General features: G+C 43.6%; 6 protein-coding genes and 1 tRNA gene. All 7 read right to left on the reverse strand.

All coding sequences use genetic code 11. The annotated features are described in order from the left end of the window. Positions 1–197: 197 nt before the first annotated feature. Positions 198–6,260, reverse strand: a complete 6,063-nt coding sequence (locus tag HXT40_RS05510; RefSeq protein WP_421777210.1) for a S8 family serine peptidase — start codon at positions 6,258–6,260, stop codon at positions 198–200. Between the two features lie 844 nt (positions 6,261–7,104). After that, positions 7,105–8,250 carry a class C sortase gene (locus HXT40_RS05515; protein ID WP_004110601.1) on the reverse strand — a complete coding sequence of 382 codons (1,146 nt, stop codon included), beginning with the start codon at positions 8,248–8,250 and terminating at the stop codon, positions 7,105–7,107. Between the two features lie 209 nt (positions 8,251–8,459). Then, complete coding sequence (locus tag HXT40_RS05520; protein ID WP_421777211.1) at positions 8,460–10,118, reverse strand: SpaH/EbpB family LPXTG-anchored major pilin; 1,659 nt, start codon at positions 10,116–10,118, stop codon at positions 8,460–8,462. Positions 10,119–10,377: 259 nt separating this feature from the next. After that, the gene (locus HXT40_RS05525) at positions 10,378–16,443 is read right to left on the reverse strand and encodes a Rib/alpha-like domain-containing protein (RefSeq protein WP_421777212.1); all 6,066 of its coding nucleotides are present in this window, start codon (positions 16,441–16,443) and stop codon (positions 10,378–10,380) included. A gap of 732 nt (positions 16,444–17,175) precedes the next feature. Next, a complete protein-coding gene (locus HXT40_RS05530; protein ID WP_004110605.1) occupies positions 17,176–18,189 on the reverse strand; it encodes an Abi family protein in 1,014 nt (337 codons plus the stop codon). A gap of 173 nt (positions 18,190–18,362) precedes the next feature. Continuing rightward, a tRNA-Arg gene (locus HXT40_RS05535) sits at positions 18,363–18,435 on the reverse strand. A gap of 493 nt (positions 18,436–18,928) precedes the next feature. Continuing rightward, positions 18,929–21,616 (reverse strand): ATP-binding cassette domain-containing protein, encoded by a 2,688-nt coding sequence (locus HXT40_RS05540; RefSeq protein ID WP_102703394.1) that lies wholly within the window; start codon positions 21,614–21,616, stop codon positions 18,929–18,931. Between the last annotated feature and the right edge of the window lie 37 nt (positions 21,617–21,653).

Genomic DNA, 21,653 nt, shown 5'->3' on the forward strand with positions numbered 1-21,653 from the left:
CTCCAAACACGGGGAACTTGTCTCGCATTTGGAGAGCGAACGAGTATCCACGTGAATGAATGATGAAGCAAATTAATATGTAAAACAAACTATGGATTATTCTCCAAAATATATTACATACAAAAAGAGCACTCCCAATCTTACTAGAAGCTGAAAGTGCTCTTTGTTTATTTATGTTATTTATTTATTTTATTTACTTACTTTCTTGCGTGCACATGACGGCTGCGAGTTTTAAACGTTACAGCACCGCTTGCAAGCAACACCATAAACGTCACAACCATACCAATCACACTGCTACCAGTCATCGCCAAATCAGAAGTCATCTTCTTGGCGGCAGACTTAGCGGCAGCCTGCTCCTTTTCAGCAGCCTTCTGCTTTGCAGCAGCGTTAGCATTCGCAGCACTTGCGTTGCCATTGGCAGCGGCATCGCCGGATGCAGCGGATGCGCCTGCATTAGTAGAATCCGCATCATCCTTTGAGGACGACTCCGAATTATTACTGGAATTACCTCCAGTAGTAAAGGATTTTCCACCATGATTACCGCCGTGGTTAGAGCTGTGGCTACCGCCATGATTACCACCGCGGCTATTATTGTTGGTATCACCGCTGGCATTACCGCTAGTATTACCGCTTGCATTACCGCTAGTGCTGCCACCGTTGTTGCCACTACCGTTACCGTGACCTGTGCTTCCACCTTCGCTATTACCAGTATTACCAGAGTTGCCAGTATTACCAACATTACCGCTACCATTCTGGTTCTGATTATTCTTATTATCAGAACCAGTTTGGCTGCCACTATCAGAAGAAGCAGAGGAAGATACAGATACCTCTCCAGAAGCAATCTGGTTACCATTTGCATCCATAAGTAAGATTGTGTGCTTACCTGAATATCCGTTAGGAATCAAAGCCTTGAAATAGTACTTACCGTTTTCATCAGTATGCACTGTCACATATTCATGACCATCTTCACCCTTAAGATCCTTAGGATCAGAGTAAATGAACGCATACATGCAATCACCGGATTTGGCTTTCTTCACAGCTTCAGGCTGTCCAGAAACATAAATCTTTACTTCCTTTCCAGCTGTGACATTCTTGGTTTCTAATCCAGCAAGAGACTTTTGGATCTTTTTTGCAGAAGCAGGAGGAATTGGTGCAGAATCAGTTTGAGTTGACTCATCCTTGGTTCCTGAATTACTTGGCTTCGTTGGATTCTCACCAGGCTTCACACCATTCTTCACCGTGAATGTATATGCAGTAGCTCCATTTGCATTATTACTTGCGTCACTTGCTGTATTACCAGCAAAATCGGTCGCCTCAATAGTGATAGTGTGAGTACCATCAACCAACTTCTTAGTAGGAATCTTCAACGTTAATGTTGTAGAACTTGGCTTATCTGGAGTTGGATTATCGTTAACCTTAGAAACATCCACTAATGTGTCCTCTACTGCTGTAGTTGGAAGATAATTTTCCGTATACGCTACTGGATGACCATCAACCATAACGCGCAAAGACTTCAAATTATCATCTTCTGCTTTAACAGTAATTTCGTGACCATCAGTGATTTCTTCGCCTTCAACCAAACCTGCTTTAACAGTAGGATCAACTTCATCAAGAACAACTGGAATCACACCAAGTAAATGAGATTCAACCTGATCACTTAAGTGCAGCAGCAACTTATCACCATTGTCTACTTGAATGTCAGTTGAGAATTGGCGACGAGTTGTTTCTTTACCATTCGTGTCCAAAGTGTAGAAATCACCTACAGAATCATTATTAATTCGCAAACTTTGACCGAAAGCATCATCTGATACATTTCCACTGAAAGTCACTGTGTCACGATTAGTGAACAACGTGTGACCATACAGTTTTGGAGTATCGAAATGTGCTGCTGGAGGCGTAATGTCGAAGTAGAATGCTGCAGGAGTATCGATTACATTCGTTTCATCGTCTTCATCAGCATCTTCGTCAGTTGATTTAGTGTTCACCTGCAAGCGGAAATCATTTATACCCGGATGCATTGGAAGCTTTACACTAAACTTTCCGTTCTTAATTTCAGCACGCAATGGGTTTGGAGTTACAAGATTCTTAGTTGTAGCATCAAAACGCGAAGCTGGAGTAAACACCACGCTAGTCACTTTGGAACTCACATCACCTTGAGCAACAAAGTAATCAGTGCCAATAACGTCTGGACCATTATTCTTCTTATGAATTAACCACGCATAAGAACCCATAGAGCCAGCATTAGTAAGCATGAAATCTTTTGTTGCAGCTGCAGGTTTAGGCGTAGGAGTTGAACGACCAGCGAGAGCCAAACCTATAGTTGTAGTGTTTTCAGCAGAATCAGTAGCTACAAGAGTTACCATAACAGCTTTAGCGGCAGGAGTAATAACTGTTTTGAAGCTACCGTCTTTACCAACAGTTACTACTTCTTCAGTTTCTTTACTAGCTGCAGCTATATCTGCTTGCTTCACATTTGCATTAATATTCGCTGCTGAAGTTGTATTAGCACCAGAAACAGCTTTAGTAGTAGATTCAGAGGCAGAACCAGAAGCATGATTGTTCACAGAACCAGCAACTGCATTAGCTGCAGTAGTGTTGTCAGCAGCCTTTTGATAATTAAGCGTTAGCTTTACAGTATCTCCAGGAGTATCAGTTACTTTACCAGCAACAGTTACTTTACCATCTGCAGCTACAGGCAAATTACCCTTGTTGTCAAGACCATCAACAGTAATCTTAGGTGTTTGTGCATTAAACTTTAAAACAAGTTTCTTATTGCCAATACGGTCACCCTTACTATCAAAAGCTTTAAGCATCACAGTATTTTCACCATTTTTCAGTGGCACAAACGCATAGAAAGTATTCTCACCCTTGCGCTTTTTAGCTAATTTGACTTCCTGCTTTTTACCGCCTTCAGGAGTCACATAAGCTTTTATAGAAGCAACATCTTTAGTGAGATATCCCTCAAGATAGAACTTACCATTAATATCTGGGTCGGTCTTACTTTCTTCTAGAGCATTAGCTTTAATTTGTTGAGAAGTAAGTTTTTGTTCATTTGGAATAATAAACTTCTTGTTCTTCTTAGATTCTTCTGAACCATCCGGTTTCTTCACAGCATATGTGTCGAATACCTTTTTAACCTCAGTTGAATTCATAGCATTGTCTCGAACAAGCACATCTATGTATTGAGCTTCATTACCAATGTGAATAGTCTTGCACACTCGCGTACGAGTTGCTTCATTCAACGGGCATTGAGTGTCTTCATCACCATAGTTCAAGGCATCCTTTACACCAGGAAGATGAATAGTTGGTACGCCAGGATCAGGGCTTAACTCATCACTAATAACAATCTTCACATTGCCGTTAGCATCACGATCAGATACTGTGACTTTAGGTCCATGATTATCGATTGCTACCTTCATGTCATAAGTTTGCCAATCAAACTTATCTCCTAAGCGAGCTTGAATACGATACGTGTACCATCCATCAGGAAGAATGTCAAACCTACTTGTTTTTGGATTCCACACAGACCCGTCGAAATTTCCAGCTAAACCATCGGTTGCTCCAACATTAGAAATAGTAGAACGATTCACGTTGTGTTCTGTTCCAAGAACAATCTTAGTTTTATTATGTGAATCCAACACAGAATATTTTACTTCAGATGCACCGCGGAATATAGCCATAGATGGAACAACATAATCCATCCAGCCATCTCTATTTGCAGGTGAAAATTCGCCAAGTACATAAGGCTTCGTTTCATTATTAACCGGAAGTTTACCCATAAAACCAGCTACCGAAAGCAATGATGTCGTAAGATCACTGTGGCTTGCACTATAGCTTTCTCCCGGTTTTACCATTATAGGTTCATCGTTCCAATCGCCAACAAAGCCAAGATATGGCACAGAAACATCTGGCTGAGTATCAGTAAGCGATTCAAATCGCGCCCAACCTTCAATATAATGATTGCCTTTAGAACGATTTGGGCTTAACGTAAACTTAACATCAGCGGTTTTGTCAGGCTTTACCGTAACTTCACGCGTTTTTGATTGCAACGTTTCAGTATCACTAATAGAGGTTACTGTATCTTTATTGGCCTCATTAGACTCATTTACAACATCCTGATCTGGGACAGCAAATTTTACTGGAGTCTTACCATAATTATGCAAAGTAACTGTAAAGTTGCGATTAGAATTCACGTTTTTAAGAGCAACGTACGAATTGCCGTTGACTGTTGCAATCACGTTAGTAGCAACAGCTTTATCGACCTGAGCTAAACCAGCGCCAATTTGACGAGGAGCGTAAGGAATTTTCCTACTATCTGCAGAATCTTTATGTCCAATAATACTTGCTGTATTCATTAATGCTTGGCTTACACGAGTAGCCATTTCAGACTTTTTAAGATCAGGGAAACGCTTCTTATAGCTTTCCATCACTAACGCTGAAAGACCGGAAACGTTTGGAGCAGCCATGGAAGTACCAGACATGCTGGTGTACTTATTTCCATTCTGCGTAGACCAAACATTACCACCGATACCAGCAATTTGAGGTTTAAAATCAAATTCTGGAGTTGGACCCCAAGAAGTAAAGCTAGAAGGCTTCCCATCATCCGGATTGGCGATAGTAACGAATTGTTCAGTGAAAGCAATCTTTACTTTCTCACCATTATCTAATGCTTTTTTAATTTCTAATGCATAAGAACGAGGAATAGACGCACCAAAGCAACCTTTGATTTTGTCCAATCCACCCATTCCTATGAATAAGGATGAATCTTTGTCGTGATTGTAAACAATCACACCTTTAGCACCTTTAGAAATCGTATTATTAAACTTTTCAGTAAAACTGATATCGCCACGTTCTACGAGAGCATATTTACCTGTAAGATCAAGATCTTTAACATCAGCTTTAGTGGCTTTTTTAGCATCCATAAGTTCATGCTGAGATAGTGCATCCGTTAAAGAACCAATAGAATAGCTGTACGGCAAAGTATGTGACTTGCCATCTTTTCCAACCCAATTTGCAGACTGCTGAGTAATATTTGAATTTTCTACAGAAGCAACGCTGAAAGCAGAAGGATAAGAAGATGGTGAACCAAGAGTTGCATCATCCCACTTACCTAGAACATCGTCTATGCCACCACTTTCAGAGAAGTTCAAGCCGGAGTTTCCTGCAGAAATAACTGGAAGCACACCAGCTTCGTGAGCCTTCTTTAAAGCGAGAGATGTAGCATTAGAAGTTCCACCAAAACCGTTATCTGATCCGAGAGACATGTTAATAACATCAGCACCAAGCTTTACAGAATCCTCGATTGCAGCAACAATATCAACATCACGAGCACCATGCGAACCCGGCACGTTTGAGAATACTTTCATAGCAAGCAGCTGAGCGTTTGGAGCTATGCCATCAACACGATTATGTTCAGATGCAGGAGCACCAGTCTCATCGCCGTTAGCAGCCACAATACCGGCAACGTGCATACCGTGCTGTTCCGCACCCGAATCTGTGAAATTAGTATTTTCATCAGCGTAATTGAAACCTGCAGGCACTTTGTCAGTAGTGTTGCCTTTACCTGTTGGCTGTAATCGAAGATGCGTCTTAGCTGAAGCATCAAGCTTCATATCTTGGTGAGTTGGATCTATGCCCGTATCGATGATGGAAACCAACATACCAGTGCCATCAAGATGATATTTTTTAAACGCAGCTTGCACACCTTGCAAATTACGTGCAGTATTTTCCATTGGATGATATAAACGTTCTTTTGCGACAGAAACTACACCTGGCTCACGTTTCAAATCTTGAACGTGTTTTTCAGGGAGAGTAGCTTCAAAAGCACTCATTAAATAACCAACTTGGCGACGAACCGTCATATTGTACTTTGACTTTACGCGGTTAATTAAAACATTCTGCTCATGAATGTTGGCTTTTTCGTCATAATTCGTGAGTTTCGGATGATTATTTTTCAACGTAACAACAACAGTCACTTGAGCATTTGAATTTTTATTAAATTGATCTTTTTTACTGTAATTCTCAAAAGCTTTAGCAAGAGTTGGATTAACATGGCGTAAATCTTCTATAGACTTAATCTCACTATTATCTTTTAAAGATGAATCAAGCATCTTAGAGACAAGTGCATTCTCATCTTTTTTAGTTTCATTATCATTTTTTGCAAATGCCGCAGGAACTGTACCAAGCGGCACCATAAGCGTCGCCGCGGCTACGCTTAATGCTGCTAAACGAGTCAGATATGACGTTCGTTTGAACTTCATAAACATACTCTCCTTCAAAATGGTGGTTGTTATCCCGGAAAAATTTCGGTTCTAGCTATCACAAACTCATGCCAGCTGCCAAAATCTTTCATACTGGCTGCCAAAATTTTTCATGCGGGTGTAAATATTTTTGTTACGCTGGTTTGAATCATTTCCGCTAAATATCGCATAAGAGATATACCCCCCCCCCATGCAAACAGCAAATAATGGTGTATTTTTGCAAGTGCAACAAAATATTTTTCATATACTCTAGCACTTGTTTAAAGAGAAAAAATTTTTTTAACTTGTTAATTTAGCAAATAAAATTTGAAAAATTTGTATTTAGGATAGAAAAAATGGCTAAATTACGCCATTTCCTCGCAAACACTTTTCCACAAGTAACATGTAAAAAATCTGTAGTTAACATATAATTTACAGAATTTTTCAAAAACCTTGCATTTTGACAATGTTTTTTAAAAAAATATTGCTGGTTTACCAACTAATGTTAGTGCGTTGCGCAATATAAACCGTAAATTTTTCAGCCAACCGACGATATGCGCAACTGACCTAAATTTTACGCTCGCGCGAGAGTTATCTCACGTTTGGAGGGTTTGCGCTACTTTAGCACTCCAAACGCAGGCGCGACGACATGCTTGAGCGCAGCACAGCGCGCGCGAAAGCGACTCGGAGCGGAAACTCGCTCAAGTTGGAAGTACAGTGGACTTCCAACGCGAGTTTCGTAAGCGAGCACTTATAGTGCGAGCGTTATCTCACATTTGGAGGGATTAGCGTTGTGCGACGCTCCAAACGCGCGCAGTAACGCGCTCGCTGTATATAGTCGTCACGCTACTCGCCTACTCTTGCGCTACTCGCGACGCAACTTACGCAGCATCTTGCGCGAAAGTACCAGCAAATGCTTGCCGCGAATGTCGAGCTGTCGCCATCGCTTAGACGTTGCCGCGGCAATCATCATGGACAAAATAATCAATGAGAACGCCATTGCAATCACGAATAGCGTCATCCAAAGCGGCCATTGCACGTGGTCACCCGGCACCTTCACAGGGTCCGGCAGCACACGATACCCCGTCACCAAAAGCCTATGCGAATTCACGCCATACGGGGTACACGTTAGCAGAGTCGCCAAGTCGCGCCCCTTTTCGCGCTGTAACAAACTAATATCGTGTGGCTCAACCACGCTGATGCGGAATACTTTGTATCGTAAAGTTTCGCCTTGCACGTCGAGGTAGAAGTAGTCGCCCTTCTTTAAATTCACCAAATCGTCGAACATGGTTGCATCCGCAAGACCCGTGTGCGCGGTAATAACTGTGTGGCGGTTCTTGCCGCCAACCGGCAAATCCGTGCCGTACAAATGACCAGCGCCGTGCGCTAAAACTTCCTGCGAACTGCCGTGATAAATAGGAAGTTTTACGCCAATCTTCGGAATTTTTACGATGCCGATAATGCCCATAGGCTCCTCAAGCGCCTTAAGATAACGCTTGTATTCAGGCGTGTTAGTTATGTCTTTTTGCCCATCCGGACCATACGGATCCGTGGTAAGCATATTTTTGCGAGTTTTATTGTAAAGCTTCGCGGCGCGAATGTGAGCGCGGCGCACGTCACCAGCCTGATCGTGGTTATACTTGTCGTACGCGTTAGAAATCTCCTTCGACACGCGATTATTCCAAAGCGTTGAAACAACAGGGTAACTGAAACACAAAATGCCTGCCAACACGAATGCGATTGGCTCGACGATGCGGCGGAGCTTAGATTTTTGATTGGTTTTTTGCTTAGATTTTTGATTACTTTCGGCGGATTTTGCTTCGGTTGCGTGGGTTTGAGTTGCGTTATTTTCGATTGCGTTATTTTCGGTTGCGTTTGATTCGGTTAAGTTGGTTTCGTTAGTTTGGGTTGCGTTTGTTTGGTTTTTGAGAAGCTTACTTACGATGGGGATATTCAGGGAGATTTTGTTGAGGAAAGCATATACTTTAGCAACAGCATCGTTTAATTTCATGCTTCCTCGTTTCGTGAGTTTTTCGTTGGATTTAGATTTGATTTACGATTTATTTATTTTGCGCTCGCTAGTTAGTTCAATTAAAGCGCACAAATATAGAGCCGGGAGCAACAAGTCGCACCCAGCTCCAATATTTATGCCATGCAAACAGATATTTACATTCATGTAGCAGTGACTGCTGATTTTTTCTCAGCAGTCACCAATTACAATCAGGCGTTCTGCTGCTCTTCATCCTTCTTGCGATTGCGCAAGAAGATGAACATGCCAACAGCAACCAAGCACATGCCAGCCAACGCGAAGATGATCACGCCTGCAGCACCGGTCTTTGGAAGGTTGAACCAGTTGTGATCTCCATCCTTAGTAGGAACGTTAGCAATCTTAACAACTTGAGCCCCATCCTTCGAAGGAGCAGAAGTCAAAGTTACTTCATAAACCTTGGTAGAGCGAGTAAAGTTCTCAGGAGCAGAAGTCTCAACAATGTAGAACTTCTGACCAACCTTAGCAGAGTAATCTTCCGTTACACCATTCTTAGTAGATTTCTCACCAAAACCGCTAAGAGAAGTCTTGCAATTATCTGCATTAGTAGGATCATCAGCACACTTCTGTGCTACTTTCAGAGCATTGGAATCAGTAGTAGAATCACCGTTAGCGCCAGCAAACACCTTGAACTTTGCAGCATCAAGCTTGGTTGTTTCACCTTTTTTAGCATCATACTTAAGAATGTGGAACTTACGGAACTCAGTATCTGTAGTTGTATCAGGCACAACTGGCTCATGGTTTTCACCAGTTTTTCCACCTGGGATGAAGCCATACTTGTTAGAAAGCTTATGATCACTACCCGTAGTTACTGTAGAGGCAATCTTGAAGTTAAAAGTCACATGAATCTGTGGCTGCTGCTGAGCATTAGTAACCGCATTCAACTTTGTGATAATCTTCTCAAGACCAGCATCCTTAAACACGACAGAAATACGAGTTCGAGTATTATCATCAGGAGTTGCAGCTTTCGTTACTTCATAATCAGTGCCTTTTATTAACGCATCAGTCTCACCGTCAAGTTTAACTTCAGCAACTGCATTTTCATTAGCATTCTCATATGCTGTAGTTAACGCATCATCAAAGATTGCATACTGGCTAAGATCTTCTTTAGTAAGATTCTTAGCATTACCGTCTTTATCAAGGTTGGTTGCCTTAGTCTTGTTTGGTGTAGCGTTAATTGTATATGGCAAAACATCACCAACACCAACCATGTTCTTGGTATCAGCCGTCTTAGAAATAGCGTCCTTCACGTTGTGGTTCTTAGGAGTTACGCTTACATCGTAAGTGTACTTGTTGTTAGTAGAGCTCTTATCACGAGTAATCTCTGGAACTGTCATGAAGAATGGAATAACATCAGATGTGTAACCCTTAGGCGGATTCTTTTCTTCAATACGATAGATACCAATGGAAAGATCAGCAAACTTTGCCTCACCATTAGAATTAGTTGTTTGATCTAGCAATGGAGTTTCATATGCAATAGTGTTATCAGCAACAGTAGCACTCTTGTTAAGTTTATCTACTTTTTGTGCTAAGGTCTCCCAGTCATCTCGACTAGTTAAATTAATGGCAGTACCATCAATTGTCTTAACTTTCTTAGCAGAAAATACAGCGCCAGGAACACCTGCCTTAGTAGTATCATCTTGTTTGTGAATGGTAATGGAACCCTTCTTGGTGGTAGCTTCATTACCAAGATCCCATGGAGCTTTTTCAGCTGCTGTAGCACCCGTAGCAAATGCCACGTTGTTTGCCACCACGGCGCCGGCGACGCACAGCGTGCCAGCCATTGCGAGCGAGGCGAATGCTGCCACGCATTGTTTAGTGAATTTATTCACTTTCTTCTCCTTTATATCAGTGCCCTTGTGGGCAGGTTTTGAGGAAAATACGTTTATTGTTTTATTTTGTGTTGCGCACGGTCGGCGGAGTCATCGCAAAGCCGCATGAACTCTGTCGGCGGCTACGATTTGCGCCGCGCGCAGCAAGATTAAATCCGAACCATGCTCCGAAATAAGTACCATCACTACGTAACGCGTAATGCCATTGCCAGCACATGGAACGTTGATACTGCAGTTTTTAAGCTGCAGAAAATTTTCATCAGCATCGCCACCTTTCGCTACGTCGCCTTAAAGCGCGAAGCTTTTTGGCAGTTTTGCAAATAAAATCTTTAAGCAGTGTCTTACGCAGCAACGCCTCGAGCATCGCGCGCCCCCACTTGGTTTGCTCAAGGAAGAACCCAGCCGCCATCACGCCCGTGCCAATCACAGCAAACGCACCAAGCAGCACGTTCCAGTTCATTCCGCCGGTCTTTGGCAGAGCGAATTTAGGCGGATCGATCACGGTCACATTAACAGCAATTCTGTTCCAGTCTTTTCCAACGGTTACGCCGGCAAGCTGAGTTGTTTGCATATTTGTAGACGAATACTTGTTACCTTCAATAAGACTTCCATTAACAGTGTTATTAAACACCGTCAGCGCATTCGGCTTCAACGCAAACACAGCGCACGTGTAATTTCCAGCCTTTTGAGGTACGCCAGCAATATCGTCTTCACTGCGAGACACAGCACTTTCTATGCTGTTCGGATCTTTATCCTTCGTAAAGCCATACAGCAAGTTAGCCATGCAATTCTTACTGTCTTGACTGCAAGACTTTCGCTGATCAGCATTTGCAAAAGCCCACGGCTTTACACTTTCGCCATAATTCTGGTTCAGGTGCATATTGAGCGTATCGTCAAGCCCGCGACTCCACTTTTGCTCGCCTTGCTTAGCACACATCATACGCAATGAAATATTGCTACGATCCTTCAAGCTCCACGCGAGCACATACGGATTCTTAGTAAGGCTCGTGCCGCTCATAACAGTAAGAGAATTACCACTACCAAGCGTGTCATGAACAGGATCAGCGTCTTGGGATCTTAGCAATGTCATCTTAAGATCCTTGTCAGCTCCACTGAGGCCTCCAACTGTAACTTTCGCATACACAGGCTTGCCGTTGTTACCAGAATCCGAGTCGTCCGAAGTGGAGCCATCCGGGTAATGGATGACAATCTCTTTCAAGTACGCTTTAGGAGCAACAGATTGATCTGGGTGGAAGGTCACTTTGCCGTAGCGAGTGCCGTCATCCTTGGAACTGTGCTTGCCATTCTTTTGCTTGGAAGGATTGTCAGGCTTATTGCTTTGCTCACCGGTTTTATCGGCAGCGTTATTAGAAGCCCAATACGACCAGTCTAAAGACACCTTGTTTCCAGCAGTGCCGTCAGCATTTACCTCAAAGCCGTTTGTGGCATCCTTAAACTCAAACCAAGTTCCGTCCGGAAGCGCACCAGCCTTCACAACATCCTGGTATTTATCCGCACCGTTAGCACTCTTAACGCTTTGCGGCACAGCATTCTCAACCTTTTGACCAGCCGTAACGCTCACATCAACATACTTCGGGTTGTAGAAGTGGTTGTCGTTGTGAATGTGGATTGGTATTGAACGATACTCGTAGTCGACACCTTTAACCGCGTTTTTGTTGCCGTTATTACCATCAAGCTTCCACTTGAAGTCTTTCAAAGGATCAGTGTTATTCTTACTTGCATCTTTGTTAAGTGCGCCAACAGCTGCATCGAATCTAGTAAGCAAATCGTTATTGTCTTTACTAAACTGTTTTGCTTTAATCGCGTAAACTACGCACTCGTAGTCGCCGGATTCGTTAGCCTTGCCTTTAATCCACCCACGAGTACGCTCAGTGGTATCTTTTGAGTTACCATTTGCAATGTAATCGTCGTACAGCTGCCTATCAGGGTGGCACTGACTTGCATCCTTCTCGCAAGCTTTCTGCGCTGACGCATCTTCAGTATGATTCCAAATTTTAACGTCTTGCATCGTAATGCCGGCAATACCGCCCGACTGGTAGTGAGACTTAGTGCCGTCTGAATTGATCTTATTGCAAATTGTGCGCAAATTGATTTTTCCAGGCTTATACTTGGACCATGAATCAAGCCAACGGGTCGTCTGTTTAGAAGTACTAAGTTCCTCGCCCTTAGTGAGTTTGATGGTAGTATCATTCCAGTCGCCGCTACCTTCACGATCGCCAACATTCAGCCGTAAATTACCAGCATCCTCATCATGCGATCGCGTAATGTCTACCTTCGCATAAATAGGTTTACCAAGATTACCAGAGTCCTTATCTTCAGAAGTGGAACCGTCCGGATAGTGCACAATAACCTGCACTTTGTCAGAACCAACAGGGAACCACTTGTGCGGTCGGAACGTCACCTTGCCAAACTGACCCGTGCCATTCTTAGCTGAATCACCAGAGTCAGCTTTATTATCTTGATCATCCTCAAAGAATGTGTAGCTTAAAGATTTCTTAAACTTAAACCAAGTTCCGTCCGGTAGATCACCTTCGCGCACATCGTCTTGCAACGTATTAGCATCGTTGGCATTCTTCTTGCTCTTAGGCACCTCAGTGGCTTGTTTGGTACCAGCCTCCATGCTAATAGTCTTATACTCTGGGTTGTAGTAGTGAGCATCACTATGCACATGAATTGGGAAGGTTACCGAATCCCAATCGATATGCCTTTGAGTGGCTTCTTGAGGACTATCTTCACTACCCGGCTTATCTGTTAAGACTGATTTAATAACCTCTTCAAACTTGCGATCAGCAGGTTTCTTTACAAAGTCATTTACAGCTTTATCAAACTTATTTTGTAAATCACCATGCTTACCATCTTTATTTTCAAGGTCTTTAATAGCGTACACAGTGCACACAAAGTCGCCATTTTCCTTAACCTTGCCATGTAACCAACCCCAAGTGCGCTCTACGGTATCATGCTCATCACCGTATAAGTAAAGGTTACGGTTGCAGTTTTTACCATGAACCGTACATTCATACTTATTCTTTTCAGTAGCTCTTGTCCATTGTGATGGTTGTTTATCAATAAATTCACCGCTTGTAGTATTACCTTTTCGACCGGCAAGTGTCAGACCATTAATACCATCAATCTCATAGCTTTCAGGTTTACCAGTTTGTGGATTCTTTTTATAGCAAAGCATGCGCTGATAAATTTTTCCTTGCTTAGCACTTGACCATGAGTCAAAGAACATTGGCTTAGTGTTACCAGTAGCGTCGCCTAACACTTCATCTTTACGGAAACGCATACCATTTTTATCATTGTTTTCAATTCGTCTTCCGCCATATTGCGAATAAACATTGAGCTTTAAATCATTTTTTTGGATCGGTTGACTAGTTACCTCTACAGGCGCATATACAGGCTTGCCAAGATTACCAGAATCCGGATCTTCAGAAGTGGAACCATCTGGATAATGCACAATTACAGGAGCAAAATATTCACCAAGCATTACAGTTTTTTCTGGAGAAAAAGTAACTTTGCCATATCTAGCGTCAGTAGTACTATCTTCAGGCTCATCCTTGCCTGATTTCTTGTTACTTTGCTTATTGACAAATTTATACCATGTAAGAACATGTTCATTATCTTTAGGATAGGTTCTTAGCTCAAACCAAGTGCCTTTTGGCAACCTAGTACCATTCTGCACAAGCTCCTGTTGACTCTTGTCATTACCTTTCACGCCGTTAGCACCAGAATGGCTTACTGGAGCAGCCGATTCTTTAGACTTACCACCAGCCTGCACATATACCTTATCGTATTGAGGGTTATAATAATGCGCGTCGGAGTGAACCTTAATTGGCACAGTCCTAGATGTATAATCAATATCTTCTCTTAAACCCTTGAAGGTATCCGGATTAATGATATTGGTAGGAGAACCGGTTTGCTTTTCAATATCTTTGTTCTTTTTAGCAGCATCCTCAAATTTCTTCAAAGCTTTAGGCTTCAAAGCATACACAGTGCACTGGTAATTGCCAACCTTTAGTGGCTTTCCTGTGATGCTACCACGCGTACGCTCCATGGTTCTGCCTGTGCTATCAAATAATTTGTTTGCTGCACAGCCCTGACCATTTCGGCACTTTTCTTGTTCCTCATCAGTAGCATGAGGCCACGGTTTTTCACCATTTATTGTTATTCCATTAATACCGTTAAGATAAAACTTAAGATTCAGAGGATTTGTAGTATCAGCACACACAGAGCGAATAGTAATATCGCCAGGTTCCTGCACTGACCAAGAATCTATCCATGGTTGTGGCTTAACTTCACGATTCTTGCGGAATACGAATCCATCGTTGTAGTCAATCTCTTGACCATTTTGGTTCTTATGAATATGGAGCTGCAAGTCACCAGTGCCAGGGTTATCTCTTGTTACATACACTGGAGCATTAACTGGATCACCATGATTACCAGAATCTTTATCCTTCGAAGTTGAACCATCAGGATAATGCACAACTACAGGTCTCTTCTCAGGCTGACCAGTTTTAGAAGCAGGAACCCACTTATTTGGGTGGAAAGTGACAACACCAGTGGACTCGTTATTAATCTTTGCCCAAGTTGGTGGATTTTGATACTTATTATAAATTTCTGCCTTAAACTTAGTGCCAGATGGGAATTTCTTCCCTCCCCTGTCTTTTGGATTTGGAGAATTCTTTTCTTCACCAGCTTTTACTGTAGTATCGTCATAGTAAGGGTTATACCGGGACGCCTGCGAAACAACGTGTATATCAACGCCTTTGACCTTCACAATTGAATTGTTCATTTTACAATTGTTAGGTTTAGGATCAGGATAGTTTATTTGAACATCAAAATGTATAGTTTTGTTTCTATCAGAAGCCTTAGGACTATACTTAACCTCGCCTGTTCTTGGATTAATATAGGCTTGACCAGGCTGCATATTATTAGGATTATACGTCTTAGTAACACCGGGCGGAAGTATCTCACTATTTCCAATTTCATTCTTTTTAAACGTAAATTCTATTCCAGCATCAGTTGGAATCATCTCAGACGTAGTTCTGCCCCCATGATTTGGCATGTCCTTATAATATTTAAAATCGCCGTTATAAGAATCACCAACCCACTCACCAGTATTTATATACGGTTTCACGGAAGTAACTTCACCGTAAACAGCGTCCTCTTTAGACCTCTTTGGGAATTGGATGTCATCATCATTTTTAGGATTTAAACCATACTTAAACTCTTCCAAGTCTGGTATGCCGTCGCCATCATGATCATACGGACCAAAAACTGTAAACTTATGCTTATCTCCATAGTAGGAAATCCAACCTGCCATAAAAGGTAACTTATAAGGGTCACTGCCTTCTTCAACTTCTGCAGTAACAATCCAGCGAATAGAATCTACAGCGTTATCTTGTTCCCAAGATTTAAATAACCTACCAAAATTACCAGCTCGACGCCATGTATCTACTTCACATGTTGCATCTGTACCTAAACCACATTTTTCAATAGATGCTTTCCAGAAATTCTCATAATCACTATCACCTGGTAAGCGCGTAGCATTAGTATAACCATTAAAATCGCTTGGTATTTGATCTTTGCCTCGTTCTTCCCAAACAAACTTTTTGTTTCTACCACTGTAGCCAACAAATTTTGTACGATACCTTGTAATTCTTATGCTATTATCCTTGATGTTTTTTGGAAGAATAAGATAAAAATCAGGTCTACCATCATACGCATGTAGAGCAGTATTTTCATCACAATCTACATTTGGGTTTTCTATTTTTTTAATTCTGCATCCATTTGCGTTAAAAAGAACATTCCAAGTGATGGTTGTTTTTTTCTTTCCATTAACGGTTATTGTATTTATATCTGGAGGCTGAACATCGAAATCCCTATATACATCCCAACTCGCAACAGAGTTAGGAGAAATATATCCATTACCAATGTAATCCCAACTAACATTAGCCGCTTTTGCTTCTTTCATCGGCGGCACTATGAGCATGGTTACTATGGTGGCGGCGGCTACGAACATTGCGAAGAGCGCGCGACGAAGAGTGCGAGATGGGCGTGCTGCGCGAGCGATGGTGACGTTGCCGGAATTGGCTGCATTGTCGGAATTGGCTGCATTGTCGGAAATGACTGCTTTGTCGAAAGAAGTGCTGGCAGTGCCGAAAGTATTGGCATTGCTGGAAGAAATAACTGCGGTGCTGGAAGTACGAACAGCGCCATCAGCACTGGTCTTACGCCAGACCAAAGCGCGCGACGCAAGACGACCCACGCGTGATGCGAATCCACGGAACTTTGCTGGTAACATTTTCTCGCCTTCCTAGTCCTCCACTGCTGCACAAGCCGCAGTATATCTCAAATTCCAACTCTCTAATCTTTAAGACTTCACGCACTCAACCTGCATGCGATGCCAATGCTCGGTGCACTAAAATCTTGTGCACTCACTACTGCAAATACCATAGACAGAGCCAACCACAGGTAGTCAGTATAACATACCCTTATGCCCTATATGCAAGCATGGTTGCCAAAAGCCTCTAATATTTATACCCCCCCCATGAAGGATTTCAAGCAAAACACGTATTATAATTGTGCATATAAAAAATTTCTATAATTCGCGAATATCGCTAAAAAATCTACTGTAAAACGCATTTATAACGCATAATTTCCGACGCCAAAACGCAAAAATCGCATCTTCGGCGTGTCTAAAAACCGACCACTTCCCCAACCCAAAGCACTACATGTTGTTATAACGCATGCATCGCACCGCTATATGCTGTGCTGGTATATGCTGTGTGTGTTGTGTGCTGCGCTGCTGTATTCTGTGTGCTTCGTCGCTATATACTGTGTGAGATTCGTCACTATATGCCATGCTATATATACTGTGCAACGCGAAAGCAGGTCGTCGCGTCAGCAAGAAAATCCGACAGAAACTGTGCAGCCGTGTACAGAAAAAGTCGTTTGCGCGCAAAAAAAAATCGGGGCAGATGCACTCTCGCACTTCCGCCCCCCAAAACCCTAAGGTTTTCAAGCATTTTCAATTCTATCTTTCACATATCCAACTGTCAATAACAGTACAAATAAAAGCAAGCAATGAGTTAAATTTACTCGCTTTATCATACTCTTTTGTGTACTCAGATGCCTTTTTTATAAATCCTCCTGCAATGTATCTAATAATGCTTTTTTGATCATTCACGCATTCATCACATTGATAATTCCTAGACAAAAATCTCTTATACATATATGCAGTTATCACTATTTCTTTCATCTTCGCATTACACATATTCGATCGCCTCGCACGCTTATTGAACCCTACAGCTTCAATAGCTTTACTTACTTCTTCAAGCAAAAGCACGTTGTCAAAACTCTTTTCAGTAATTCCATCCAATATTGAATTAGAATGAGCACAAGCATTACGCACGGATTTTACCCTGCACAATAAGTGATGCTCCTTCTGCATCTCTCTACTACCCCATCTTTTTGCGCAAAAACGATAAAATCTTAACAATGTTCCAAATGTAATACCTTCAACAAATACCCAAATTGGCATTCCACCTGTATACTTTGCCGCCGATTCTCTGCTATATTTCCCATCTTTAAGTCGTTCTAATTCAGCAATTAGTATTTTGCGGTCATCGTTATAAAGACTAGACATGTAATCTTCAACAATGGAGTATCCATCTTCTTCAGGATTTTCAGTAAACATTTTCATTAACTTAACTTTTGCCTCATGCTCTATAGCTAAAGTTATTAGAAGCAAAAGTATTTGAAACATCCTATTAAGCTGCTCTATTTTGCATAATTGATCAAAATCCAAGTCAATATACTGGCCATCCCTAGATCCACCAACTCTCTTGCTAAACAATTTTTTATATGAACAAGTCTCAAAATAATATGAGAAGATTGAAAGGTAGGAAATTGCAGAATCTTCAGATTGTTTGTTAAAAGTTATACCTTGCTTCTTAAGATGTTTTATCTGATCTATTGACGAAAGCTTCACAGGCAATTTACTAATTGCACATGTTTTCTTTATATCCGAATCGCATTGATTGTCCATACTATGTATTCCCCTTTTCCAAACTATGGATAAATATCTTTTATTTTTGCGAATACTACCCCAATAGCATTCGATGACTCTTTAAATGCACCAGCGCATATGCAAATATTCTACAAAACACTACACGAAAAGCAACGAATAGACAGGCACGACCAAAAGTAGAAAATCAAAAGTGGGCCTAATGGGATTCGAACCCACGACCTTCTGCTCCGGAGGCAGACGCTCTATCCACTGAGCTACAGGCCCGCAACTCGAGAAAGTATACACGCTAGTGAGGATGCGCGACGACCTGCTTGAGCGCAGCACAGGGCGCGCGAAAGCAACTCAGAGCGCCGAGCTTGCTTAGGGTTGAAAGCACAGTGTACTTTCAACGCAAGCGAGGTCTGCCTGCGGCTCGATTGACGAAGGCAGGACAGACTCACATGTGGGCACATTGGGAATTTGGTTGTGGTTGTGTGCGCTGACGACCTGCTTGAGCGCAGCACAGGGCGCGCGAAAGCAACTCAGAGCGCCGAGCTTGCTTAGGGTTGAAAGCACAGTGTGCTTTCAACGCAAGCGAGGTCTGCCTGCGGCTTTATTGACGCAGGCAGGGCAGGTTAGTGTGGTTGTGCTTTAGAAACTAGATTGTGACTGGGGATGCGAAGCAAAAAGCGACAGAAACTTTACAGCGGCGTAAAGGAAATAACGCGCCGCTAGCAAAAACCGCTATCAAAAGCAGCCATCGCGCGCATAGAAAAACTCACGCGCCGCCAAGGAAGGCGAAGGTGCCGAAGTAAAGCGCAGCCACAACAGCAACCGACGGCACAATCGCGCACACAGCAAAAATCCACCAGTCGCGCGCACGCACACGACTCACGCGAGCGTGCGAACGCGCACCAATTCCCCCAAAACCGCGCGCTTCCATAGCCGTGGCGAGCGTCGTCGAGCGTCGAATCGAAAGCACAAGCAGCGCAAACGACTGCGGGAAGAACGCCCTCACGCGATGCTCATCACCCAAACCGCGCGAACGCCTCGACGCAGTCAGCGCCGCCCAATCATCCTGTAGCACGCCAAACAGCCTAATTCCAGCCAAACCGCCGTACACGAATCGATCCGGCAAATGTAGCACCTGACTGAAAGCATCTGCCAAATCCGTAGCATCAAGCCCAATCACCATCACAATCGACGGCACGCCAATCGCCAAAATCCTAAGCGAAGTTGCAACAGCCAACATAGCCGAACGATCCGTAGCATGCATCAGCCACCACTGGAACCAAGTATTTCCGCCACTTTTGCCGTATAGCAACACAGTGAGCGCGGAAGTCGGCGCACCCACCCACACAGGCCACGAAAGGCGAATCACACGCCATGGCGGAAGCTTAATGCACGCAAAAATCACAAATTCCAACAGCAACGCGACCGAAGCAGAAACGCAATCAAGCGTAAAAAATAGCGGAATCGAAGCCGCGAACGCTCCAAAAATGCGAAATACTGGATTAATTGACGCGAGAAGCGGCGATTTGCTTGAAAGTTTCGCTTCCTCGTCGCGATTGTTTACAGCGCTCACTTTGATACGCGAAATGTCTGTTGCGCCGGTAGTTGCGGAAAGCGCTTCGGAAGATTTCACTTCGGAAGCACTCACTTCAGCAGCACTCATTTCAGCAGCTTCAGCTTTCGCATCCGGCACAAGCTCAACCAAGCGCGCACCCAACGCCTCAACCAGCTCACGGTCGTGCGTCACCACAATAATGCTCACACCCTCGCTACGAAGGCTTGCAATCAAGCGAATAATTTGCAACCAAGTTTTGCGATCCTGCCCAAAAGTCGGCTCGTCCAAAATCAGCACACGCGGAGCCGCAGCAAGCGACGCCGCCACAGTCAGACGACGCTTTTCACCTCCCGAAAGCGTGTACGGATTCGCCTTCGCGTAACGAGCCAGACGGAATCGCTTCAGCAACTCCTGAGCCTTCGCGCGCGCCTCATCCGCCGAAACACCCGTGCGAAGCGGCCCCAACATAACCTCATCCAACACCGAACCACACGCAAACTGATGCTCCGGATTCTGAAAAACGTACGAAATGCGCTTCGCCAAATCAGGCGACTTCCACTTCATTGGATCCGTACCATTCGCGCCTTGAGCAAGAGCATCACTCGCCACAACCTCGCCGCTTACTGCCGGCAAAAGACCAGCCAAAGTGAGCGAAAGCGTTGATTTTCCAGCACCGTTCGCGCCGACCAAAGCCGTAATCTGTCCGGCTTTAAACTCAAGATTGATGTGACGCGCAATCGGCTCGCTATTATGGCTGATTGCGAGGTCCTTCGTGAAAAGTAGCACTTCTCCGTAGCCTTCTGCTGGATCGCAGTTTTCGTAATATTTTTCAGAAGATTCTGCATTTGCGGAAGAATTACTTACGGAAGATTCATTTGCAGAAGATTTTACGTTTTTCTTGTAGCGTTCCGGAAGCCAAATACCCAGATCCTCAAAGTCCAAATCGGTGCGATTAAACACCTCGTCTGGCGTGCCGTCCGCCACAATCACTGTGCGCGAAGAAGCCACGCGCGCAATATCGTCATCGTGAACGGTTTCGTTGTTCGCAGCTTTTCCGTTCGCAGCTTCATCATTCTCAAGCCCAAGCACAACCACGCGGTCAATCATGTCAATCCACGGCTCCGCGTGATGCTCCACAAGCACCATCGTGGCGTGCGTCAAATCCAAAACCGCGCGCACAGCACCAACAATCTGCTGCGTGCCATCCGGATCCAAATTCGCAGTCGGCTCGTCCAAAAGCAGCACACTCGGCTGCATAGCGAGCGCGCCAGCAAGCGCCAAACGCTGCATCTGACCGCCGCTTAAATGCGAAGTTGAGCGATGCAATTGCAAGCCATCCAACCCAACTTCTTTAAGACTTTTGCGCACGCGATCCCAAATTTCGTTGCGCGGAACGTTCATATTTTCCGGACCAAACGCAACGTTATCCCCCAAACGCTGGAAAATCGCCTGTGCATCCGGATCTTGCAAAACCAAACCAACGCGACCGCGCGCACGTCGAACCGGCACGCCGTCAACCAAAACACAACCCTCGCTCACACCACCATCGGCATCTTCGACGAGAGTGGTTTGCTGGGATTTTGCGCTATTTTTCGCCACAAAATCATTGCCAATAAGACCTGCCGCGCCGCTTAAAATCGTGGATTTACCGATGCCTGATGCACCAAGCAGCAACACGCGCTGCCCCGCCTTAATCGTGAGGTCCAACCCGCGCACAGCAAAAGCGCGACGGGAAGCATGACGATAACCCCAATTCTCAAAACGAAGTTCAGCGTTACTTGCGTTAGAAGCGTTATCACTAGCTCTACTTGCGTCACTAGCGTTGCTGATACTCTTGCGATCACTTAAATCTGTTGGAAGGAAAGTTTCAGATTCTTGCGATTGAGTAGCATCAGGCATAGTAAATCCTTTATGGCAATGATAGATTTTAGTTATT

This window comes from Gardnerella sp. DNF01180P (genome assembly GCF_049244205.1).
GTDB classification, from domain to species: domain Bacteria; phylum Actinomycetota; class Actinomycetes; order Actinomycetales; family Bifidobacteriaceae; genus Bifidobacterium; species Bifidobacterium swidsinskii.